The sequence below is a fragment of the Kitasatospora sp. GAS204B genome (genome assembly GCF_029892155.1).
Taxonomy (GTDB): Bacteria; Actinomycetota; Actinomycetes; order Streptomycetales; family Streptomycetaceae; genus Kitasatospora.
In genome coordinates this window covers 79,333-98,456 of sequence record NZ_JARZAG010000004.1, presented here as the reverse complement: position 1 = coordinate 98,456, position 19,124 = coordinate 79,333, and the positions used below count along the sequence as shown (strand labels likewise).

Here is a 19,124-nt window from a genome sequence, read left to right as displayed (position 1 = left end):
AGAGGGCGGCAGGTCCGGACATTCTCCCGGACCCTGGGCAGTCTGCGGGTGCCCGATGAGAATGCCGTGAGATCCCCGGCCCGGCCATACCGCTCTGACCTGCGCAGACGCCGGATCTCCCGGCCGAAGGCCGTTCGGGTTCAGAGCGAATTGATAGCTTCCGGTGGCAGGGTGGCGATGTCCCGATCGGAGGAGAACCGCTGGTGAGCACCGCCACCCACCGCCGCGCACGCCGTGCCGCACCCACGCCCGCGGCGACCCACGACTCGGTCACCGTCGACCTGGCCACGCTGGTGCCGGTGCTGATCGCCGCGGGCGCCGCGGCCGTGCTGGCGCTCTGGTGGCGGGACACCTTCGCGGTCACCGGGTCCGCCGAGTGGCTGACCGGCGCGGCCCGGATCACCGGGCTGCTGGCCGGCTACGCGGCGCCGGTGCTGCTCCTGCTGATGGCCCGGATCCCGGTGCTGGAGCGCGAGGTGGGCGCCGACCGGCTGGCCCGCTGGCACGCGCTCGGCGGGCGCTACCTGGTCGGCCTGGTCACCGTGCACGTGCTGACGGTGATCTGGGGGTACGCGCTGACCGCGCACACCGGGGTGGTCCCCGAGAGCGTGCAACTGGTCTTCCACTACCCGGACATGCTCAAGGCGACCTTCGGCACCCTGCTGCTGCTCGGCACCGGCGCGGTCTCGGCCCGGGCCGCCCGCCGCCGGCTGAGCTACGAGGCCTGGTACTACCTGCACCTGGCGACCTACCTGGCGATCGCGCTGGCCTTCGCCCACCAGCTGACCAACGGCGCCGACCTGAACCAGGGCGTCGGGATGCTCGGCTGGTGGGCGCTCTACCTGGGATCCTTCGCGCTGCTGGGCTGGTTCCGGCTGGTGGTGCCGTTCCTGAGCGACCGCCGGCACCGGCTGCGGATCGCCGAGGTGCGCCCCGAGGCGCCCGGGGTGGTGTCGGTCTACCTGACCGGCGAGCGGCTGGACGAACTGCGCTGCGAGCCCGGGCAGTTCTTCCGCCTGCAGTTCCTGGTGCCGGGACTGCGCTGGGCGGCCAACCCGTACTCGCTCTCGGCGCCGCCGCACCCGCGCTTCCTGCGCTTCACCGTGAAGGACCTGGGCGGGCACAGCGGGGCGGTGGCGGCGCTGCGCCCCGGCGTGCGGGTGCGGGCGGAGGGCCCGTACGGGGCGTTCACCGCGCGCCGGCGCGGTGCCCGCAAGGTGCTGCTGATCGCGGCCGGCGTCGGGATCACGCCGATCCGCGCGCTCTTCGAGACGCTGCCCGCCCGGCCCGGCGAGCTGACCCTGCTCTACCGGGCCCGCAGCGAGCAGGACGTGCTGTTCCGCGAGGAACTGGAGGCGGTGGCGGCACGGCGACGGGCGAAGCTGAACTTCCTGCTGGGGCGGCGCTCGCAGGTGGGCGATCCGTTCACGGCGCCGCGGTTGAAGCGACTGGTACCGCAGCTGACCGGGCACGAGGTCTTCGTCTGCGGTCCCGAGGAGTTCACCACCGCCGTGATCACGGCGCTGTGCGCGGCGGGGGTGCCGCGCCGGCGGATCCACCATGAGTCGTTCGTCTTCTGAAGGAGCCTGAGCCGATGCGCCGAACCATCGTCACCACCGCGGCCACGGCGGCCGGCGTGGTGCTGCTGCTCGCCCTCAAGCCGCACGGCAGCGCCTCCGCGCAGAGCCTGCCGGTGATCTCCTCGGACACCGGGGCCGCGACGCCGGCCGATCAGCCGTCGAGCGGCGGCACCGGCTCGGGCACGGCCCCGAGCACCGGTGGGAGCCCGAGCCCGAGCGCCGCCGGCAGTGCCGCGAGCGGCGGCGGGACCAGGACCGTCACCGGCAGCCCCGTCGACACCCGGTACGGCCCGGTCCAGGTCCGGATCACCCTCACCGGCGGCAAGCTCAGCAAGGTCGACGTGCTCCAGTACCCCAGCGAGTCCAACCGCGACGAGGAGATCAACAGCTACGCGCTCCCCCAGCTGAACCAGGAGGCGATCGCCGCCGGGAACGCCCGGATCGACTCGGTCTCCGGCGCCACCTACACCAGCGACGGCTACACCCGCTCCCTGCAGAGCGCCCTCGACCAGGCCGGCGTGCACTGATGCTGACGCACGCGGAGGCGGCGATGGGCACCGTCTTCTCCTTCGCGGTGCGCGACGCCGAGCCGGGGCAACCGGGCATCCTGGGGCCCGCGCTCGCCGAACTGCACCGGCTGGACGCCCTCTTCTCCACCTACCTGCCCGGCAGCGAGATCAGCCGGCTGGGCCGCGGCGAGCTGACGCTGCGCCAGTGCGACCCGCTGGTCGGCGAGGCCCTGGAGCACTGCGCGGCCGTCGCCACCGAGACCGGCGGCTGGTTCACCGCGCGCCCGGGCGGGCGGCTGGACCCGTCCGGCTGGGTGAAGGGCTGGGCGATCGAGCGGGCCTCGGAGCTGCTGCTGGCGGCCGGCTACCGGCACCACAGCGTGACCGGCGGCGGCGATGTGCAGACCAGGGGCCAGGCGGCGCCCGGACGGCCGTGGCGGGTGGGCGTCGCCGACCCGACCCGGGCCGGGCAGCTGGCCGCGGTGCTGAGCGAGGACGCGCGGGCCGACGGCTTCGCGGTGGCCACCTCCGGGACGGCCGAGCGCGGCGAGCACATCATCGACCCGAAGGCCGACCGCCCCGCGCGCGGCCTGCTCTCGCTCAGCTTGATCGGCCCCCGGCTGGCCCGCACCGACGCCTACGCCACCGCCGCCTTCGCGATGGGCCCGCTGCGGGCGCTGGACTGGGTGACGGCCAAGGACGGGTACGAGGCCCTGGCGGTGCTGCCGGACGGCCGCCGCCTCGGCACCCCCGGCGTGGCGCGCCATCTGGTGAGCTGAGCCGGCGACCGTCCGGCAGCACGACACGCCGCGACCGCGCCGGATCAGGGTTTCGGGGCGGCGGCTGTGGCAAGACTGAGGCGATGGACGAGATCGGGCACGCGGAGAACCACGCCGGCAGCCTGAGCAGCAGGCTGAACTGGCTGCGGGCCGGCGTGCTCGGGGCCAATGACGGGATCGTGTCGACCGCCGGCCTGGTGGTCGGGGTGGCCGGCGCGACCTCGTCGGCCAACACGCTGCTGACCGCGGGGCTGGCCGGGCTGCTGGCGGGCTCGCTCTCGATGGCCTCCGGCGAGTACGTCTCGGTGAGCGCCCAGCGGGACTCCGAGCGGGCGGCGCTCGCGGTCGAGGAGCGCGAGCTGGCCGAGCAGCCGGACGCCGAACTGGTGGAGCTGACCGGGCTCTTCGAGGAGCGCGGGCTGACCCCCGAGCTGGCCAGGGAGGTCGCCGAGCAGTACACCGCCCGGGACGCGCTGACGGCGCACGCCCGGGTCGAGCTGGGCATCGACCCCGAGCAGATCGTCAACCCCTGGCACGCGGCCTGGGCCAGCTTCGTCTCGTTCACGATCGGCGCGCTGCTGCCGCTGCTGGCGATCGTGCTGCCGCCGGCCGGGCTGCGGGTGCCCGTCACGGTGGCGGCGGTGCTCTGCGCGCTGCTGCTCACCGGCTGGGCGGGCGCTCGGCTGGGCGAGGCGCCGGTGCGGCCCTCGGTGGCGCGCAACGTGCTGGGCGGCGGCCTCGCTATGGCGGTCACCTACCTGGCGGGCGTGCTGCTGGGCAGGGCCGGGGCGTGAGCACGCGACCGCCCCGCCACTGCACCGGGTGGTGAGGTGGCGGGGCGGTCGGACCGACTACTTCTTGGTGCCCTTGGCGCTGTTGGCGGTACCCAGCATCACCAGGCCGGCGATGACCGCGAAGAGCACGACCGGGATCCCGACGTACAGTCCGATCGCGGCCCCGACGCCCAGGCTGGCCTGCTCCGTCGTGGCGACCTTGGTCGCGGCGAAGGCGGGCGACGACAGCAGCATCATCAGCGTGGCCGCCGCGGAGACCGCACCGGCGCGCAAAGCATTCCTCTTGTCCACGTTTTTCAACGTACCCGCCCTTTATTGGGCATCGCTCGGCGGGGTCGGCCTTCCGGGTCGGGCCGGCAGCCCGGCGGCGAGCAGGGCGCCCAGCTCGGCGGCGCCCGCTGCCCGGGCCAGCCGTTCCAGGGTGACCGGGCGGCCGCCGGCGTCGGCGATCGGCAGCCGCCAGTTCGGGTACTGGTCCCAGGTGCCGGGCAGGTTCTGCGGGCGCGGGTCGCCGACCGTGTCGGGCAGCCAGACGCCGACCAGCTCGGCCGGGGTGGCCAGCAGGAACCGGTAGAGCGCGGCCTGGTCCAGCTCGGCCCCGTTGGCGAGCAATCCGATCTTGGTCAACTCCTCCCGCCAGTCCGCCAGTTCGCTGACGGCTGCCTGCTGCTCGGCAGCCAGCGGGCGGGCCAGCAGGCCCAGCTGATGGCGCAGCTGGACGTGCTCGCCGGACAGCCGCGCGGCGGTGCTGGGCAGGTCGTGGGTGGTCAGGGTGGCCAGGCAGCCGGGCCGCCAGCGCTCGGGGGCCAGCGGCGCGCCCTTGGCACCCTCCTTGCCGGTCCAGTCCCGCTCGAACCAGAGCACCGAGGTGCCGAGCGCCCCGCGCGCGGCCAGCTCCTCGCGCACCCCTGGCTCGACCGTGCCCAGGTCCTCGCCGATCACGGCGGTGCCGGCCCGGTGCGCCTGAAGGGCGAGCACGCCCAGCATCGCCTCGGCGTCGTAACGGACGTAGGCGCCCTCGGTGGGCGGGCGGCCCGCCGGGACCCACCAGAGCCGGAACAGGCCCATCACGTGGTCGATCCGGATCGCGCCCGCGTGCCGGGCAGCGGCGCGCAGCAGCTCGGCGTACGGGGCGTAGCCGGCGGCGGCCAGCGTGTCCGGGCGCCAGGGCGGCAGGCCCCAGTCCTGGCCGTGCGCGTTGAACGCGTCCGGCGGGGCGCCGACCGAGATGCCGGCGGCCAGGTAGTCCTGCAGCGCCCAGGCGTCCGCGCCGTTCGGGTGGCAGCCGACGGCCAGGTCGTGGATCAGGCCGACGGCCATCCCGGCCCGCTCGGCGGCCTGCTGGGCCCCGCCGAGCTGCTCGTCCAGCAACCAGGCCAGCCAGCGGTGGAACTCCACGGCCTCGGCCAGCTCGGCGCGGGCGGCGGCCAGCTGCGGGGTGCCGGGGTGGCGCAGCCCCTTGGGCCAGTGCCGCCAGTCGCTGCCGTGCAGCTCGGCCAGTGCGTTCCAGGTCGCGTACTGCTCCAGCCAGTCGCCCTCGCTCCGGACGAAGCTCTGGTAGGCGGCCTCCCGGCCCGGCCCGCGCGGGACGGCGTGCAGCAGCCGCAGCGCCTCGCGCTTGACCGCCCAGACGGCGTCCCGGTCGATCAGGCCGTCGTGCTCCAGCACCTCGGCGCGCAGCCGGCCGCCCTGCTGGGCCAGCTCGGCCAGCTCGGCCCGGTCGGCCCGGTCGGCGGCGTCGGTGTAGGCGTACTCGGGGACCGCCTCGATCCGCAGGTGGACCGGGTCGGCGAAGCGGCGCGAGGAGGGCCGGTAGGGCGAGGGGTCGGAGGGGGTGCCGGGCAACGCCGCGTGCAGCGGGTTGAGCTGCAGGAAGTCGGCGCCGAGCGCGCCGGCCGACCACTGGGCGAGCTCGGCCAGGTCGCCGAGGTCGCCCATGCCCCAGGAGCGCTCGGAGAGCACCGAGTAGAGCTGGGTCAGAAAGCCCCAGCCGCGCCCTTGCAGCGGGGCGAGCGAGTCGGGGGCCACGATCAGGGTGGTGGTCGCGGCCCGGTCGGCCAGCGTCAGGTGCAGGGTGTGGCGGCCCAGCGGCAGGTCGGCGGGCAGCCAGTGCGAGCGGGCCGGTGCCAGCTGCCAGCTGCCGCCGTCCTCCAGGGTGATGCTCAGCCGCGCGGCGGCGGGCACGTCGAGCGCGGTGCGTCGCCCGGCGCGGACCACCAGGCAGGGCGGCAGCAGCCGGGCGGCGACGGCGGCCCGGTGCTCGGCCAGCGCCAGCTCGACGGCCTGCGGGGTGCTCGCGTCCACGCCGAGCGCGGCCAGCACGTCGACCAGCGTGCCGGCGCCGACCCGGACCGGCACGCCGTCGCCCGGGTCGTAGCTGCTGTCCACGCCGTGCGCGTGGGCGAGGGCGGCCAGCGCGGGAGTGGGCAGGTCGGCGGCGGTATCGGCGGCCGGACCTGACGACTCGTCGGGCTGTTCGTCGGAGCGGTGGAGATAGGCGGCCAACACGGTCTCCTGGAGGACTCGGGGACAATTTCGCGGGTGTGGTGTGACTCCTGCGGCGGCAGAGTGTTCGTCAGCTCCACTCCTACCCGGCCGGTCCGGTCGGCATCCGCGGCGGCGCGCCGGAGGTGGGGAAGTGATCGGGTCCGGGCGCCGGACGAAAGCCGGTTCAGCACCGGACAAAAGGGGATGGAACGGCCATCGGACCGGCTCACGTTGACAGTGGGAGCAGCCAACTGGTGGGCTGGGGCCGCGAGGTCGGCGGGTTCGGCAGGGGGGCCGGGAAAGCAGTCGTCGCGAGCCCGTCGATCACCCCGTTCGGCCGCCCGCCCCCGGCCGCGAGGAGGCCCCCGTGCAGACCCGTGTGTCCGTCGCCGCAGGTCAGCGGCTGCGGCAACAGTTCCAAGCAAGCCCGGCTCTGCGTGAGGTCCTGCAGCATCCCGCCGTCCATGTCACCCGGCGGTCCGCCGCCCGCACCGCGCGCCTGGTCGCGCCGCGGGCGGCGGACCGGCTGATCGCCGACCTCAAGGGCACCGAACCGCTGCTCGCCGCGGTGCGCGCCGAGCGGCACCCCAGCGGACGGACCATCAGTGGACGGACCGTCACCGGCACCGGCGTCGCACAGGCCCTGACGCACCGCCGGGCCGCGCTGCGGATCGCCGCCACCCTCTCGGCCGCCGCGGTGATCGGCGGCCTGGTCGCCGCCGCCCCGGCCACGGCGGCGGCCGGTACCGGCGCCGGGTACGCGGTCAGCGCCCCGGTGCGCACTCCGCTCGGGAGTCTGACCAGCCCTCAGGTCTTCCCACAGCCACAGCAGTTGACGCCGGGCGGCAAGCCGGTGACGGTGCCCGCCCAGGTGACCCTGGTGACCGGCGGCCAGGCCGACCCGGGCGCGCTGGCGGCGGTCCGCGAGGTGCTCGGTGAGGCGGGCGCCACCAGCGTGGTGGTCCCCTCCTCGCTGGTCCCCGGCACGCCGATCCCGCCGCCCACGGCCGGCTCGCTGGTGGTCTACTTCGGCGGCCCCGCCGAGCAGCCCGACCCGAGCGCCGCCCAGGCGCTGCAGGCGCTGGGCGCGAGCGGCCCGGCCGGGCTGCCGGCCGGCGGCTACGTGCTGGCGGCCGGTCAACTGCCCATCGCCGGCGGCTCCTACGGTGCGGTGGTGCTCGCGGGAGTGGACACCACCGGCACCTTCTACGCCGCGCAGAGCCTGCGCCAGTTGCTCACCGCCGTGCCGGCCGGGCAGGGGCAGAACGGCGGCGGCTACGGCTTCCCCGGTCTGACGATCCGCGACTGGCCCACCGGCGCAGCGCTGCGCGGCACCGCCGAGTCCTTCTACGGCACCCCGTGGACCACCGCCCAGCGGCTCGACCTGATCGACTTCCTGGGCCGGACCAAGCAGAACTTCTTCCTCTACGCCCCCGGTGACGACCCGTACCGCCAGGACCAGTGGCGCCAGCCCTACCCGCAGGCGCAGGCACAGGACTTGAAGGCGCTGGCCCAGCGGGCCGCGGCCGACCACGTCACGCTCGGCTACGCCGTCTCCCCCAGCCAGAACTTCTGCTTCAGCTCCGGCAAGGACCTGGACGCGCTGATCGGCAAGCTCTCGGCGATGCGCGACCTCGGATTCGGCGCCTTCCAGCTGCAGTTCGACGACGTCAGCTACGACGACTGGCACTGCTCCGCCGACCAGGACGCCTTCGGCACCGGGCCGGCCGCCGCCGCCAAGGCGCAGGCGAAGCTGGCGGCCGCCGTCCAGCGGCGGCTGATCGACCCGGATCCGGCGCTCGCCTCGCTCTCGGTGGTGCCCACCGAGTTCCACCAGCAGGGCGCCAGCCCGTACCGCACCGCGCTGGCCGCCGCGCTGCCGAAGGTGGTGCAGATCGCCTGGAGCGGGGTCGGGGTGATCCCCGGGAAGATCACCGCCGGTCAGACCGCGGACACCGGGCGCCTCTTCGACCACCCGCTGGTCACCATGGACAACTACCCGGTCAACGACTCCACCCCGGGTCGGCTCTTCCTCGGCCCCTACACCGGGCGCGACCCGGAGGTGGCGAGCCGCTCGGCGATGCTGCTTACGGCGGCGATGCAGCAGCCCACCGCCTCGCAGATCCCGCTGTCGACCGCCGCCGACTACGCCTGGAACCCGACCGGTTACCAGTCCGACGCCTCCTGGCGGTACGCGCTGCGCGCCCTGGCGGCCGAGTTCGGGCCGGTCCAGGGCGCCACTCCGGCCGCCGCCACCGACGCCGGCCCCGCGCTGGCCGCGATCGGCGCGCTGGCCGGCAACAGCTCCTCGTCACCGCTCTCCTCCCAGGAGTCGGGCTACCTGACCCCGCTGCTCGACGCCTTCTGGTCCGCGCTGCAGCCCGCCGGCGGCGCCGTCGACCTCGGCCGGCTGCAGCAGGCCGCCGACCCGCTGCGGGCCGCCTTCGGCACCATGGCCGGCGCCCCGGACGCGCTGCGCGGCGGCTCACCGGCCGGGGCCGGCCCGCTGGCCGCGGAGGCCGGCCCCTGGCTGGACCGACTGAGCCTGTACGGCAAGGCCGGGCAGGCGGCCCTGGACATGCTGCTGGCCCAGCACGGAGGTGACGGCGCCACCGCCTGGCAGGCCCGGGTGCAGCTGCGCGCGCTGCGCACCCAGCTGGCCGCCCAGGGTCCGGTGACGGTCGGCGCCGGGGTGCTGGACCCCTTCCTGGACCGGGCCACCCAGGCCGCCGACAGCTGGTCGGGGGTGAGCTCCGGCCAGCTCAGCGCGACCACCACCATGGGCAGCGCGAACGGCCACCCCCCGGCGCTGATGGCCGACGCCTCGCCCGACACCTTCTACTGGACCTCGGCCCCGCCGCAGCCCGGCGACGCGATCGGTGTCGCGCTGGGTGACGGGCGCCCGGTGGCCTCGGTGACGGTGCGGATGGGCTCGACGGACGGTGCGGGCGGGCCCGGCAGTGCCGCCCCGATCGGGGACGATACAGCGGCCGCGGCGAACGACTACCTGCACGACGGGGTGCTGGAGTACGTCGGCGACGACGCCGTCTGGCACCAGTTGACGACGGTGCACCAGCAGAAGACGGTCACCGCCCAGCTGCCGGCCGGTGTGCTGGTCAAGGCGGTCCGGCTGCGCGCCACCAAGACCCAGCAGACGGCGGTCGCGGTGCGCGAGTTCAGCGTGACCGCGCCGGACAGCGTGAACGTCACCGTCTCCGGCGGCCCGGCCGCCCTGCCCGGCTCCTCGGCCGCCACGGTGCTGGACGGCGACCCCGACACCGCCTACCGGGCGGCCGCCGCGCCGACCGTCACCGACGCCCCGCTCAGCATCGAGCTGGGCGCGCCCCGGCCGCTGGACCGGCTCACCGTGCTGACCGACCCGACCGTGCGGGCCACCGCCACCGTGTCGGTGCACGATCCGGACGGCAGCTGGCGCGACATCGGCACCCTGCGCCCCGGCTACAACGAGCTGCCGGCCGGCGGCCGACCCACCGACGCGGTGCGACTGACCTGGCAGCCGGGCGGCGACGCACCGGTGGTCAACCAGATCGTGCCCTGGTACGCGGACACCCCGGTGGCCCGGCTGACCCTGGTCGACCCGGTGCTGGACGTGATCGCCGGCGCCCCCGCGCCCGCCCAGACCCAGGCCGTGGTGGACGCGCTGCGCCCCGACGGCACGACCGGCCTGCTCCAGGCGGCGGCCCCGAGCGGGGTCCAGGGCATCACCGTGGCGCCCGCCCCCGCCCCGGGCCAGCCGGGCACCCCGGTCAGCCTGCCGCGCGGCGGGCGGGCCAGCACTCCGGTGCAGGTCAGCGCGGCGGCGGGCACCCCGTCCGGCACCTACCAGGTGCCGGTGAGCTTCACCGCCGGCTCGGTGGCCATCCAGCAGACCCTCCAGGTGCACGTGGTGCCGCCGACCGGCGGGCCCGACCTGGCGCGCGGCGCGACGGCGAGCTCGTCGGGCGACCTGACGTCCAAGCTCCCGTCCTCGGCGGTGAACGACGGCGACCCGAACACCCGCTGGGCCTCGCCGGCCACGGACAACGCCTGGGTGCAGCTGAAGCTGCCGCAGGCCACCCACCTGGGCGAGGCGGTGCTGCACTGGCAGGACGCCTACGCCAGTGCCTACCGGCTGGAGACCTCGGCGGACGGGAAGACCTGGACCACGGTCGCCACGGTCGCCAACGGGCACGGCAGCACCGAGACGGTCCGGTTCGACGCGCCCGGAGCCCTCTACCTGCGGATGCAGGGGGTCAGCCGGGCCACCAAGGACGGCTACTCGCTGTCCGGGCTCGAGCTCTACGGGGTCACCGAGCAGGGCGGCACCGTGGCGCCCCCGGCCCAGCCGCCGGTGGGCGTGCCGGCACCGACGCCGACCCCGGGCGGCGTGCCGGGACCGGTGCCGAGCAGCACGCCGACCCCCACGGTGCCGGTGCCGGTCCCCACGCCCCTGCCCACTCCGGGCACCGGGGCCACCCCACCCCCCGCCAGCACACCGAGCCCACCCCCGAGCGGCGCCCCGACCCCGGGCGCCTCGCCGGACCCGAGCTCCTCACCGGGCTCGACGCACTGAGGCCGTGACCCGATGACGGTCGGCGCCGGGCGAGCTGCCCGGCCGTCAGCGCGCGGATGTCGCCGTCGTCATACCGGCCGACCATGACGGCGGGCCGGTGGTGCGCTCGCTCGAGCGCGCCACCGGCCCATGAGGCACCGTTCGGCCCTCGCTGGTCAGGCGGTGAGAGCCTCCGGCTGCTCATCGCGGTGGACGGGACGGGACCGGCCCAGCGGAACCGGTGCTCCCGCGTGGTCGGTATGGTCGTGGTGTTCGAAGTCACGGAACTGGTCCGTGCCGCCGTACGGCTCCAGGTAGGGCCGCCAGCGCGGGTCCCTGATCCCGGTTCCGATGATGCGCCAGGCGAGCCCGCTGGGCGGAGCCGGAGGTCGCTTCATCCGCCACCCGAGCTCGGTCAGGTGGCGGTCGGCCTTCATGTGGTTGCAGCGGCGGCAGGCCGCCACCACGTTGTCCCAGCGGTGCTGCCCGCCGCGACTGCGCGGGATCACGTGGTCGACGCTGGTCGCGGCGGCCCCGCAGTAGACGCAACGCCCGTGGTCACGGGCGAACAGTGCGCGGCGGGTGAGCGGTACTGGCCCGCAGAACGGCACCCGGACGAACCGGGTGAGCCGGACCACGGAGGGCGCCGTAACGGCGCTGGTGGCGCTGTGCAGAGTGACACCCGAGTCCTCCAGGCTGACCGCCTTGTGGTTGAGGACGAGGATGAGGGCGCGGCGCATCGATACGACGCCGAGTGGCTCGTAGGACGCGTTGAGGACCAGGACATGCGGCACGGATGCCTCCTTGGACGCCTGCGGCGCGTGGCTCGCGCCGGGACGAGCGGATGATCGCGCATCGCTGCGCGATCACCCCCAGTGTCGCCTTACGACTTTGTACGGCGCCACCACTACCGGGTAACGGCCCGAAGAGGCTTCGGTCGCGACCGGTCGTACTGATCTCTATGCCCAGCGGCGCACCGTGTCGCACTCGAACGGCCGTCACGACGCCGCTGAGCGGCCCAGGAAGATCACTCCGACGGGACCTCGTGGTCCCCCGGCGGGCAAACGGCGGGGAAACAGGGCGGTGGACGGGCGTTAGGCTGAGGTGCCCGGTCCGCGTGGGCGGTGTGTCCCGCACGGACCGGTGGCGTGTCCCTCTGCAGGAAGGTTCCACCGTGAGCTGGTCCGGTCCCCCGGCCCTCCTCCCCCTGGCCGCCGCCGGCCCGTCGGCCGCTCCGCCCCAGGCCCCGTCGCTGCACCTGCCGACCAGTGCGGACGACGTGACCTCAAGCGCCAAGCAGACCGCGTCCTGGCTGGACGCCAACTGGGCGAGCTGGGTCGAGGGCGCGCTGCGGATCCTGATCATCGTGGTGCTCGCGGTCCTGCTGCGGGCGGTGGTGCGCAAGCTGATCGCGCAGTTCATACAGCGGATGACCCGCGAGCCGGAGGCCGACGCCGACTCGATCGGCCGGCTGGGCGGGCTGCTGGTGAACACCGAGCGCCGCCAGCAGCGCTCGGCGGCGATCGGCTCGGTGCTCAGCAGCGTCGCCTCGTTCAGCATCCTGGGCACCGCCGCGCTGATGGTGCTGTCGGCTCTCGGCATGGACCTGGCGCCGCTGCTGGCCAGCGCCGGCGTGGCCGGGGTGGCGATCGGTTTCGGCGCGCGCAACCTGGTGACGGACTTCCTCTCCGGGGTCTTCATGATCATGGAGGACCAGTACGGCGTCGGGGACGAGATCGACACCGGGGTGGCCAGCGGCACCGTGCTGGAGGTCGGCCTGCGGGTGACCAAGCTGCGCGGTGCGAACGGCGAGATCTGGTACATCCGCAACGGCGAGGTGAAGCGGATCGCCAACATGAGCCAGGGCTGGTCGACCGCGACGGTGGACGTCCAGGTCGGCTACCGGGAGAAGCTGGACCAGGTCACCGAGCTGATCCTGCGCACGGCCGAGGACTTCGCCCAGGAGGCGCCCTGGGACGAGTTGCTCTGGGAGCCGGTGGAGGTGCTGGGCGTGGAGTCGGTGGCCGCCGACGCCGTGGTGCTGCGGGTGCAGGCCAGGACCATGCCGGGCAAGGCGACCCTGATCACCCGGGGGCTGCGGCAGCGCCTCAAGCTCGCCTTCGACGAGGCCGGGATCAAGCTCAAGGAGGAGGACGGGATCGCGGCCGCCGTGGCCGCCGTGGCTCCGGCGGACGCGCTGCCGCCGTCCGCGCTCTCCGATCCGGCCTCGGCCCGTTCGCTGGCCGTCCGGCCGATCCCGGCGCCCACGCCGGAGGAGCAGCAGGCGTTCGGCAAGCTGCCGTAGCGCCGCGCTCCGCGCGAAGTCGCACGTCACGGAGCCCCGCGACCCCGATCTCCGGGTCGCGGGGCTCCGTCGTGTCCGCACCGTGATGTCGGACTGCACGTCGAAGGTCAGTCGAAGGTCAGTCGAAGGTCAGTCGAAACCATTGACAGCCTGCCCTCGACTGTTAGTAAAGTTTCCAATCATCGCAAGGGGTCACCACCACCCCGACGCCAGCGCCGATGAGGGAGGATCGAGCCCGTGACAGATTCCACCAGCACTCGCCGCCCCGGCACCCCCAGCCGGCTACGGGCGATCAACGACCGGGCGGCACTCGACCTGCTGCTCGAGCACGGCCCGCTCTCCCGCACCCGGATCGGCGCCCTGACCGGCCTGTCCAAGCCCACCGCCTCCCAGTTGCTGGCCCGCCTGGAGGCAGCCGGGCTGGTGGTCCCGGTGGGCACCACGGCGGGCGGCCCGGGGCCGAACGCGCAGCTCTACCAGGTGAACCCGGCCGCCGGGTACGTCGCGGGCCTGGATGTGACGCCCAGTCAGATCAGCTTCGCGGTGGCCGACATCACCGGCCGCACGCTGGCCGAGCACGAGGTGCCCACCCCGGGCCGGCAGGCCGCCGGCACGGTGGCTCGGGTCGCCGACGGGGTGGCCGAGACGCTGCGGCTGGCCGGCCTCGCGCCGGGCTGCCTGAGCGAGGTCGCCATCGGCACCCCGGGCGCGCTCGACCCGACCACCGGCAAGCTGCGCTACGCCCCGCACCTGCCCGGCTGGCACGACCCGCAGCTGCTGACCGAGCTGCGAGCGGCGCTGGGCGCGCCGGTCTCGATCGAGAACGACGTCAACCTGGCCGCTGTCGCCGAGCGAGCCCTCGGCTCGGCGCGCGGCTGCGACGACTTCGTGCTGCTCTGGGCAGCCGAGGGGATCGGCGCCGCGATCGTGATCGGCGGCCGCTTGTACCGTGGCTTCACCGGCGGTGCCGGCGAGGTCGGCTACATGCCGGTGCCCGGCGCGCCGGTGGTCCGCAACGTCCGCCGGGAGAACTCCGGCGGCTTCCAGCAGCTGGCCGGCGCCGACGCCGTACTCGCGCTGGCCAAGCGGCACGGGCTGTCCGGCAGGACGGCCGAGGCCGCGATCGAACGCGCACTGGTGACCCCGGGCGCGGGCGAGGAGTTCCTCGGAGAGCTGGCCGACCGGCTGGCCACCGGGTTGGCCGCGGTCGTCGCGGTGATGGACCCCGAGATCGTGGTGCTCTCCGGCGGGATCCCCACCGCCGGCGGCGATCGGCTGCGCGAGCTGGTCCGCGAGGAACTCACCGGCCTCGCGGTGCCCCGCCCCCAGTTGCTCAGCAGCACCGTCCCCGGCTCCCCCGTGCTGCACGGCGCCCTGCACCACGCCCTGACCGCCGCGCGGGAAAGGGCCTTCACCACCGCCTGACGCGCACCACCGCCCGACACAGCACCGCCCGACACAGCACCGCCCGACGCACCACCCCTCCCCACCTTCCCCCCGCCGGGTGGACGGGCCATGCCGCCCGCCCCCGCACCCCCCTGGAGGACGCGTGTCCCAGACCCGTACCCGCCGCTCCCTCGCCTCGATAGCACTCGGCGCGAGCGTCGTGCTCCTGGCCGGCTGCACCGGACAGAGCTCCGCCGGAAGCGACACCTCGACCAACGGCAAGGACGTCACGATCACGTTCTGGCACGGCTGGAGCCAGCCCAACGAGACCGGCGCGATCAACGCGAACATCGCCAACTTCGAGAAGCTCAACCCGCACGTCCATGTCAAGGTGGTCGCCAACATCTCGGACGACAAGAGCGAGCAGGCGCTGCGGGCCGGCGGCCCCGACGCGCCGGACGTGGTCTCCTCGTTCACCACCGACAACGTGGGCAAGTTCTGCACCGACAAGATCTGGGCCGACCTGACGCCCTTCCTCAAGCAGGACGGCATCGACCCGAAGGCCACCTTCCCGGCGCCGATGCTGCAGTACAGCGGCTTCCAGGGCGACCAGTGCTCGCTGCCGCTGCTCGGCGACGCCTACGGCCTCTACTACAACAAGAAGGCCTTCGCGGCCGCCGGGATCACCGCGCCGCCCAAGACGCTCAGCGAGTTCGACGCCGACGCGGTGAAGCTGACCGTCCCGAGCGGCGACGGCTACCAGCAGCTCGGTTTCATGCCGGACTACCACGGCTACGAGTCCTCCCCCGCGCACTACCTCGGCCAGTGGGGCACCGGCTACTTCGACGCCAGCGGCAAGTCGAACCTGGCGAACGACCCGACGGTCACCCAGATGCTCAGCTGGCAGAAGGACCTGGTGAACCAGCTCGGCGGCTACGACAAGCTGGAGAAGTTCCGCACCGGCTTCGGTGACGAGTTCAGCGCCAAGAACCCGTTCGAGACCGGCCAGGTGGCGATGGCGATCGACGGCGAGTGGCGGACGCAGTCGATCTCCGACGACAACTCCACGGTCGACTACGGCACCGCGCCGTTCCCGGTGCCGGACGCGCTGGCCAGCACCTACGGCCGCGGCTACCAGACCGGCACCATCGTCGGCATCGCCCGGACCAGCACCAAGCAGGCCGCCGCCTGGCAGTTGGTGAAGTACCTGACCACCAACACGGACGCCGTGGTCAGCTTCGCCAACGCGATCCACAACGTGCCGAGCACCGTCGCCGCGCTCAACTCGCCGAACCTGACCCAGGATCCGAACTTCAAGACGTTCCTGGACATCGCCAAGAACCCGAACTCCTCGACCACGCCCGCCAGCATCAACGGCGGCGCGTACCAGGTGAGCCTGCAGAACTTCGCCTACGACGTGGAGAGCGGCAAGCAGACCGACCTGGCCGGTGGGCTGAAGGCCACCGACAAGGAAATCGACGCGGCCGTGGCCCAGGCGAAGTGACACCCCGATGGCACTGACCCGAGCCACCCGCCCGGCGGCGCGCGTACCGCAGGCCCTGCGCCGCAAGCGCCGCCGGGAGACCGCCCGCACGCTGGCGTTCCTCTCCCCCTGGCTGATCGGCTTCGGCTTTTTCTTCGCCTACCCGCTGATCTCCACCGTCTACTTCTCCTTCATGAAGTACGACGGCTTCGCCCCGCCCGTCTTCACCGGCCTGAAGAACTGGGACTACGTCTTCAACCACTACCCCTTCTTCTGGCAGGGCCTGCGCAACACGCTCTGGCTGGTCGTGGTGATGGTGACGCTGCGGGTGCTCTTCGGGCTCGGGATCGGGATGCTGATCACCAAGGTGAAGAGCGGCGCGGGCCTCTTCCGCACCGCCTTCTACCTGCCCTACCTGGCCCCGCCGGTGGCCGCCACGATCGCCTTCGCGTTCCTGCTCAACCCCGGCACCGGGCCGGTGAACCACCTGCTCGGCAAGCTCCACCTGCCGCAGCCGGGCTGGTTCAACGATCCGACCTGGTCCAAACCGGCCCTCACCATGCTGGCCCTGTGGGGCATCGGCGACCTGATGGTGATCTTCATGGCCGCGCTGCTCGACGTGCCGACGGAGCAGTACGAGGCGGCCGAGCTGGACGGCGCCGGACCCTGGCAGCGGTTCCGCTACGTCACCTACCCGAACATCTCGCCGATCGTGATGTTCGCGGTGGTCACCGGCGTGATCCAGACCATGCAGTACTACACCCAGGCCATCGTGGCCGGGCAGGTGGCCAGCGGCATCATCGGCGGCTCCGGCGAGCAGTTCGAGCCCGGCTTTCCGCAGGGCTCCACCTGGACGCTGCCGCAGATGGTCTACAACCTGGGCTTCCAGCGCTTCGACACCGGCTCGGCCTGCGTGGTGGCGCTGGTCCTGTTCGCCCTGTCGATGGCCTTCACCAGCCTGCTGCTGCGCCGCCGGGCCGGCTTCGTGACGAGCGAGGACTGAGCATGACGCTGACTTCGACCCCCACGCTCGCCAAGCCGGTCGGCGCCGGCAGGCACGGCGACGCGGTGCGCGCCGCCCGGCGCCGGGCCGCCCTGCACTGGGTGGCCGTGCACTCCACCGCGGTGGCGGCGGCGCTCTTCTTCCTGATGCCGTTCGTCTTCGTCTTCCTCACCTCGGTGATGACCGACCGCCAGGCGCTGACCACCGACTTCTGGCCGCAGAACTGGCAGTGGGGCAACTACGTCAAGGTGTGGCAGACCCCGGGCTTCCTGACCTGGTGGCGCAACACCTTGGTCTACGCCGGGGCGGGCACCGCGCTGACCATCGTCTCCAGCCTGCCGGTCGCCTACGCGCTGGCCCGGTTCCGGTTCCGGGGGCGCAACCTGGCGCTGATGGCGGTCATCTCGATGATGATGCTGCCGCCGCAGGTGACGGTGATCCCGATGTACCTGTTCTGGGCCAAGCAGTTGCACTTGACCGGGACGCTCTGGCCGCTGATCATCCCGATGGCCTTCGGCGACGCCTTCTCGATCTTCCTGCTGCGCCAGTTCCTGCTCACCATCCCCAAGGAGTACACCGAGGCGGCCCGGGTGGACGGCTGCGGGGAACTGCGCACCCTGCTGCGGGTGATCCTGCCGATGGCCAGGCCCGCCGTCTCCGCGGTGGCACTGTTCCAGTTCTTCTACTGCTGGAACGACTACTTCGGACCGCAGATCTACTCCAGCGAGAACCAGGGCGCCTGGACGCTCAGTTACGGCCTGCAGTCGTTCAAGAGCGCGCACCACACCAACTGGAACCTCACCATGGCGGCCACCCTGCTGGTGATGGCACCGGTGATCGTTCTCTTCTTCTTCGCACAGAAGGCCTTCATCGAAGGTGTGACCCTGACAGGAGTCAAGGGCTGATGTCTCTGAAACTCGCGATCGTCGGCGGCGGCTCCACCTACACGCCCGAACTGATCGACGGCTTCGCCCGGTTGCGCGACCGGCTGCCGATCGCCGAGCTGGTGCTGGTCGACCCGGCCGCCGAGCGGCTGGAGTTGATCGGCGGCCTGGCCCGGCGGATCTTCGCCAAGCAGGGGCACCCGGCCGTCGTGCGGACCACCGGCGACCTGGCCGCGGGCGTCGCGGACGCGGACGCCGTGCTGCTGCAGTTGCGGGTCGGCGGTCAGACGGCGCGGGGCGAGGACGAGGCCTGGCCGCTGGAGTGCGGCTGCGTCGGCCAGGAGACCACCGGCGCGGGCGGGTTGGCCAAGGCGCTGCGCACCGTCCCGGTGGTGCTGGAGATCGCCGAGCAGGTCCGCCGGGCCAACCCGGACGCCTGGATCATCGACTTCACCAATCCGGTGGGCATCGTCACCCGGGCCCTGCTGGAGGCCGGGCACAAGGCGGTCGGCCTGTGCAACGTGGCGATCGGGTTCCAGCGCAAGTTCGCCGCGCACCTGGGCGTGGCACCGGAGTTGATCAGGCTCGACCACGTCGGACTGAACCACCTGACCTGGGAGCGCGGGGTCACGCTGCTGGAGACGCCCGAGGCGACCACCGGGCGCGAGGTGCTGCCGGAACTGCTCGACGGCTTCGGGCCCGAGATCGCCACGGACCTGGAGCTGCCGCTGCCGTTGATCCGCCGGCTCGGCGTGGTGCCCTCCTACTACCTGCGCTACTTCTACCAGCACGACGAGGTGGTGGAGGAGCTGCGCGAGAAGGGTTCGCGGGCCGCCGAGGTCGCCGCGATCGAGCGCGAACTGCTGGACCTGTACGCGGACCCGACCCTGGACAGCAAGCCCGAGTTGCTGGGCAAGCGCGGCGGCGCCTTCTACTCGGAGGCGGCCGTGCAACTGCTCGCGGCGCTGCTCGGGACCGGCGGCGAGCGGTACGACGTGCAGGTGGTCAACACCCGCAACGACGGGCTCCTGCCGTTCCTGCCGGACGACGCGGTGATCGAGGTCCCGGCCCGGGTCGGCCCGCACGGGGTGTCCGTGCTGCCGCAGCGCCCGGTCGAGCCGCTCTACCGGGGCCTGATCGCGAACGTCACGGCCTACGAGCAACTGGCCCTGGAGGCAGCCCTGAAGGGCGGCCGCGACCGGGTCTTCGACGCGCTGCTCGCCCACCCGCTGGTCGGCCAGATCGAGCTCGCCGACCAGCTGACGGACCGGCTGCTCGCACACAACAGCCGGTACCTGAGCTGGCTCTGACGACCAGTCATGCACCGCGCCCCGGCCGGACCGGCCGGGGCCTCATGGACGA

General features: G+C 73.4%; 14 protein-coding genes. 11 read left to right on the top strand and 3 right to left on the bottom strand.

Translation table 11 applies throughout. From position 1 onward, the window contains the following. Nucleotides 1-203: 203 nt before the first annotated feature. The 4 genes from P3T41_RS07340 to P3T41_RS07325 all read left to right on the top strand — a co-directional run bounded on the left by P3T41_RS07340 (nucleotide 204) and on the right by P3T41_RS07325 (nucleotide 3,662). The gene (locus P3T41_RS07340; RefSeq protein WP_280688771.1) at nucleotides 204-1,580 is read left to right on the top strand and encodes a ferredoxin reductase family protein; all 1,377 of its coding nucleotides are present in this window, start codon (nucleotides 204-206) and stop codon (nucleotides 1,578-1,580) included. Nucleotides 1,581-1,594: 14 nt separating this feature from the next. Further along, the gene (locus P3T41_RS07335; protein WP_280688770.1) at nucleotides 1,595-2,107 is read left to right on the top strand and encodes an FMN-binding protein; all 513 of its coding nucleotides are present in this window, start codon (nucleotides 1,595-1,597) and stop codon (nucleotides 2,105-2,107) included. Next, nucleotides 2,107-2,868, top strand: a complete 762-nt coding sequence (locus P3T41_RS07330) for an FAD:protein FMN transferase (protein WP_280688769.1) — start codon at nucleotides 2,107-2,109, stop codon at nucleotides 2,866-2,868. The genes P3T41_RS07335 and P3T41_RS07330 overlap by 1 nt, the downstream gene beginning before the upstream one ends. An 83-nt stretch (nucleotides 2,869-2,951) precedes the next feature. Beyond that, nucleotides 2,952-3,662, top strand: a complete 711-nt coding sequence (locus tag P3T41_RS07325) for a VIT family protein (RefSeq protein ID WP_280688768.1) — start codon at nucleotides 2,952-2,954, stop codon at nucleotides 3,660-3,662. A gap of 57 nt (nucleotides 3,663-3,719) precedes the next feature. Here P3T41_RS07325 and P3T41_RS07320 read toward each other — a convergent pair whose 3' ends face one another. Then, nucleotides 3,720-3,962 carry a hypothetical protein gene (locus P3T41_RS07320; protein ID WP_280688767.1) on the bottom strand — a complete coding sequence of 81 codons (243 nt, stop codon included), beginning with the start codon at nucleotides 3,960-3,962 and terminating at the stop codon, nucleotides 3,720-3,722. Between the two features lie 12 nt (nucleotides 3,963-3,974). Further along, a complete protein-coding gene (malQ, locus tag P3T41_RS07315; protein WP_280689040.1) occupies nucleotides 3,975-6,092 on the bottom strand; it encodes a 4-alpha-glucanotransferase in 2,118 nt (705 codons plus the stop codon). Nucleotides 6,093-6,516: 424 nt separating this feature from the next. Here malQ and P3T41_RS07310 point away from each other — a divergent pair, with 424 nt between their 5' ends. Further along, nucleotides 6,517-10,722: a beta-N-acetylglucosaminidase domain-containing protein gene (locus P3T41_RS07310; protein ID WP_280688766.1), complete on the top strand. Its 4,206-nt coding sequence runs from the start codon at nucleotides 6,517-6,519 to the stop codon at nucleotides 10,720-10,722. Nucleotides 10,723-10,877: 155 nt separating this feature from the next. Here P3T41_RS07310 and P3T41_RS07305 read toward each other — a convergent pair whose 3' ends face one another. Then, entirely contained in the window at nucleotides 10,878-11,495 is a 618-nt protein-coding gene (locus P3T41_RS07305; RefSeq protein WP_280688765.1) for an HNH endonuclease, read from the bottom strand. 458 nt (nucleotides 11,496-11,953) lie between these two features. Between P3T41_RS07305 and P3T41_RS07300 the strand changes: the two genes are divergently transcribed. From P3T41_RS07300 to P3T41_RS07275, 6 genes are all read left to right on the top strand, one after another. Beyond that, complete coding sequence (locus P3T41_RS07300) at nucleotides 11,954-13,006, top strand: mechanosensitive ion channel family protein (RefSeq protein ID WP_280689039.1); 1,053 nt, start codon at nucleotides 11,954-11,956, stop codon at nucleotides 13,004-13,006. 237 nt (nucleotides 13,007-13,243) lie between these two features. Beyond that, nucleotides 13,244-14,431, top strand: a complete 1,188-nt coding sequence (locus tag P3T41_RS07295) for an ROK family transcriptional regulator (protein WP_280688764.1) — start codon at nucleotides 13,244-13,246, stop codon at nucleotides 14,429-14,431. A gap of 124 nt (nucleotides 14,432-14,555) precedes the next feature. Continuing rightward, nucleotides 14,556-15,896, top strand: coding sequence for an extracellular solute-binding protein (locus tag P3T41_RS07290; RefSeq protein ID WP_280688763.1), 1,341 nt, complete (start codon nucleotides 14,556-14,558; stop codon nucleotides 15,894-15,896). A 7-nt stretch (nucleotides 15,897-15,903) separates the two neighbouring features. Beyond that, nucleotides 15,904-16,878 (top strand): sugar ABC transporter permease, encoded by a 975-nt coding sequence (locus tag P3T41_RS07285; RefSeq protein ID WP_280688762.1) that lies wholly within the window; start codon nucleotides 15,904-15,906, stop codon nucleotides 16,876-16,878. Between the two features lie 2 nt (nucleotides 16,879-16,880). Then, nucleotides 16,881-17,783 carry a carbohydrate ABC transporter permease gene (locus P3T41_RS07280; RefSeq protein ID WP_280688761.1) on the top strand — a complete coding sequence of 301 codons (903 nt, stop codon included), beginning with the start codon at nucleotides 16,881-16,883 and terminating at the stop codon, nucleotides 17,781-17,783. Nucleotides 17,784-17,788: 5 nt separating this feature from the next. Continuing rightward, nucleotides 17,789-19,072 carry a 6-phospho-beta-glucosidase gene (locus tag P3T41_RS07275; protein ID WP_280689037.1) on the top strand — a complete coding sequence of 428 codons (1,284 nt, stop codon included), beginning with the start codon at nucleotides 17,789-17,791 and terminating at the stop codon, nucleotides 19,070-19,072. The last annotated feature ends 52 nt before the right edge of the window (nucleotides 19,073-19,124 follow it).

What these genes read in the sequence shown, in the direction of transcription:
- P3T41_RS07330 (WP_280688769.1), top strand. Translation starts at nt 2,107, where the DNA reads ATGCTGACGCACGCGGAGGCGGCGATGGGCACCGTCTTCTCCTTCGCG.
- P3T41_RS07280 (WP_280688761.1), top strand. Translation starts at nt 16,881, where the DNA reads ATGACGCTGACTTCGACCCCCACGCTCGCCAAGCCGGTCGGCGCCGGC.
- P3T41_RS07325 (WP_280688768.1), top strand. Translation starts at nt 2,952, where the DNA reads ATGGACGAGATCGGGCACGCGGAGAACCACGCCGGCAGCCTGAGCAGC.
- P3T41_RS07285 (WP_280688762.1), top strand. Translation starts at nt 15,904, where the DNA reads ATGGCACTGACCCGAGCCACCCGCCCGGCGGCGCGCGTACCGCAGGCC.
- P3T41_RS07335 (WP_280688770.1), top strand. Translation starts at nt 1,595, where the DNA reads ATGCGCCGAACCATCGTCACCACCGCGGCCACGGCGGCCGGCGTGGTG.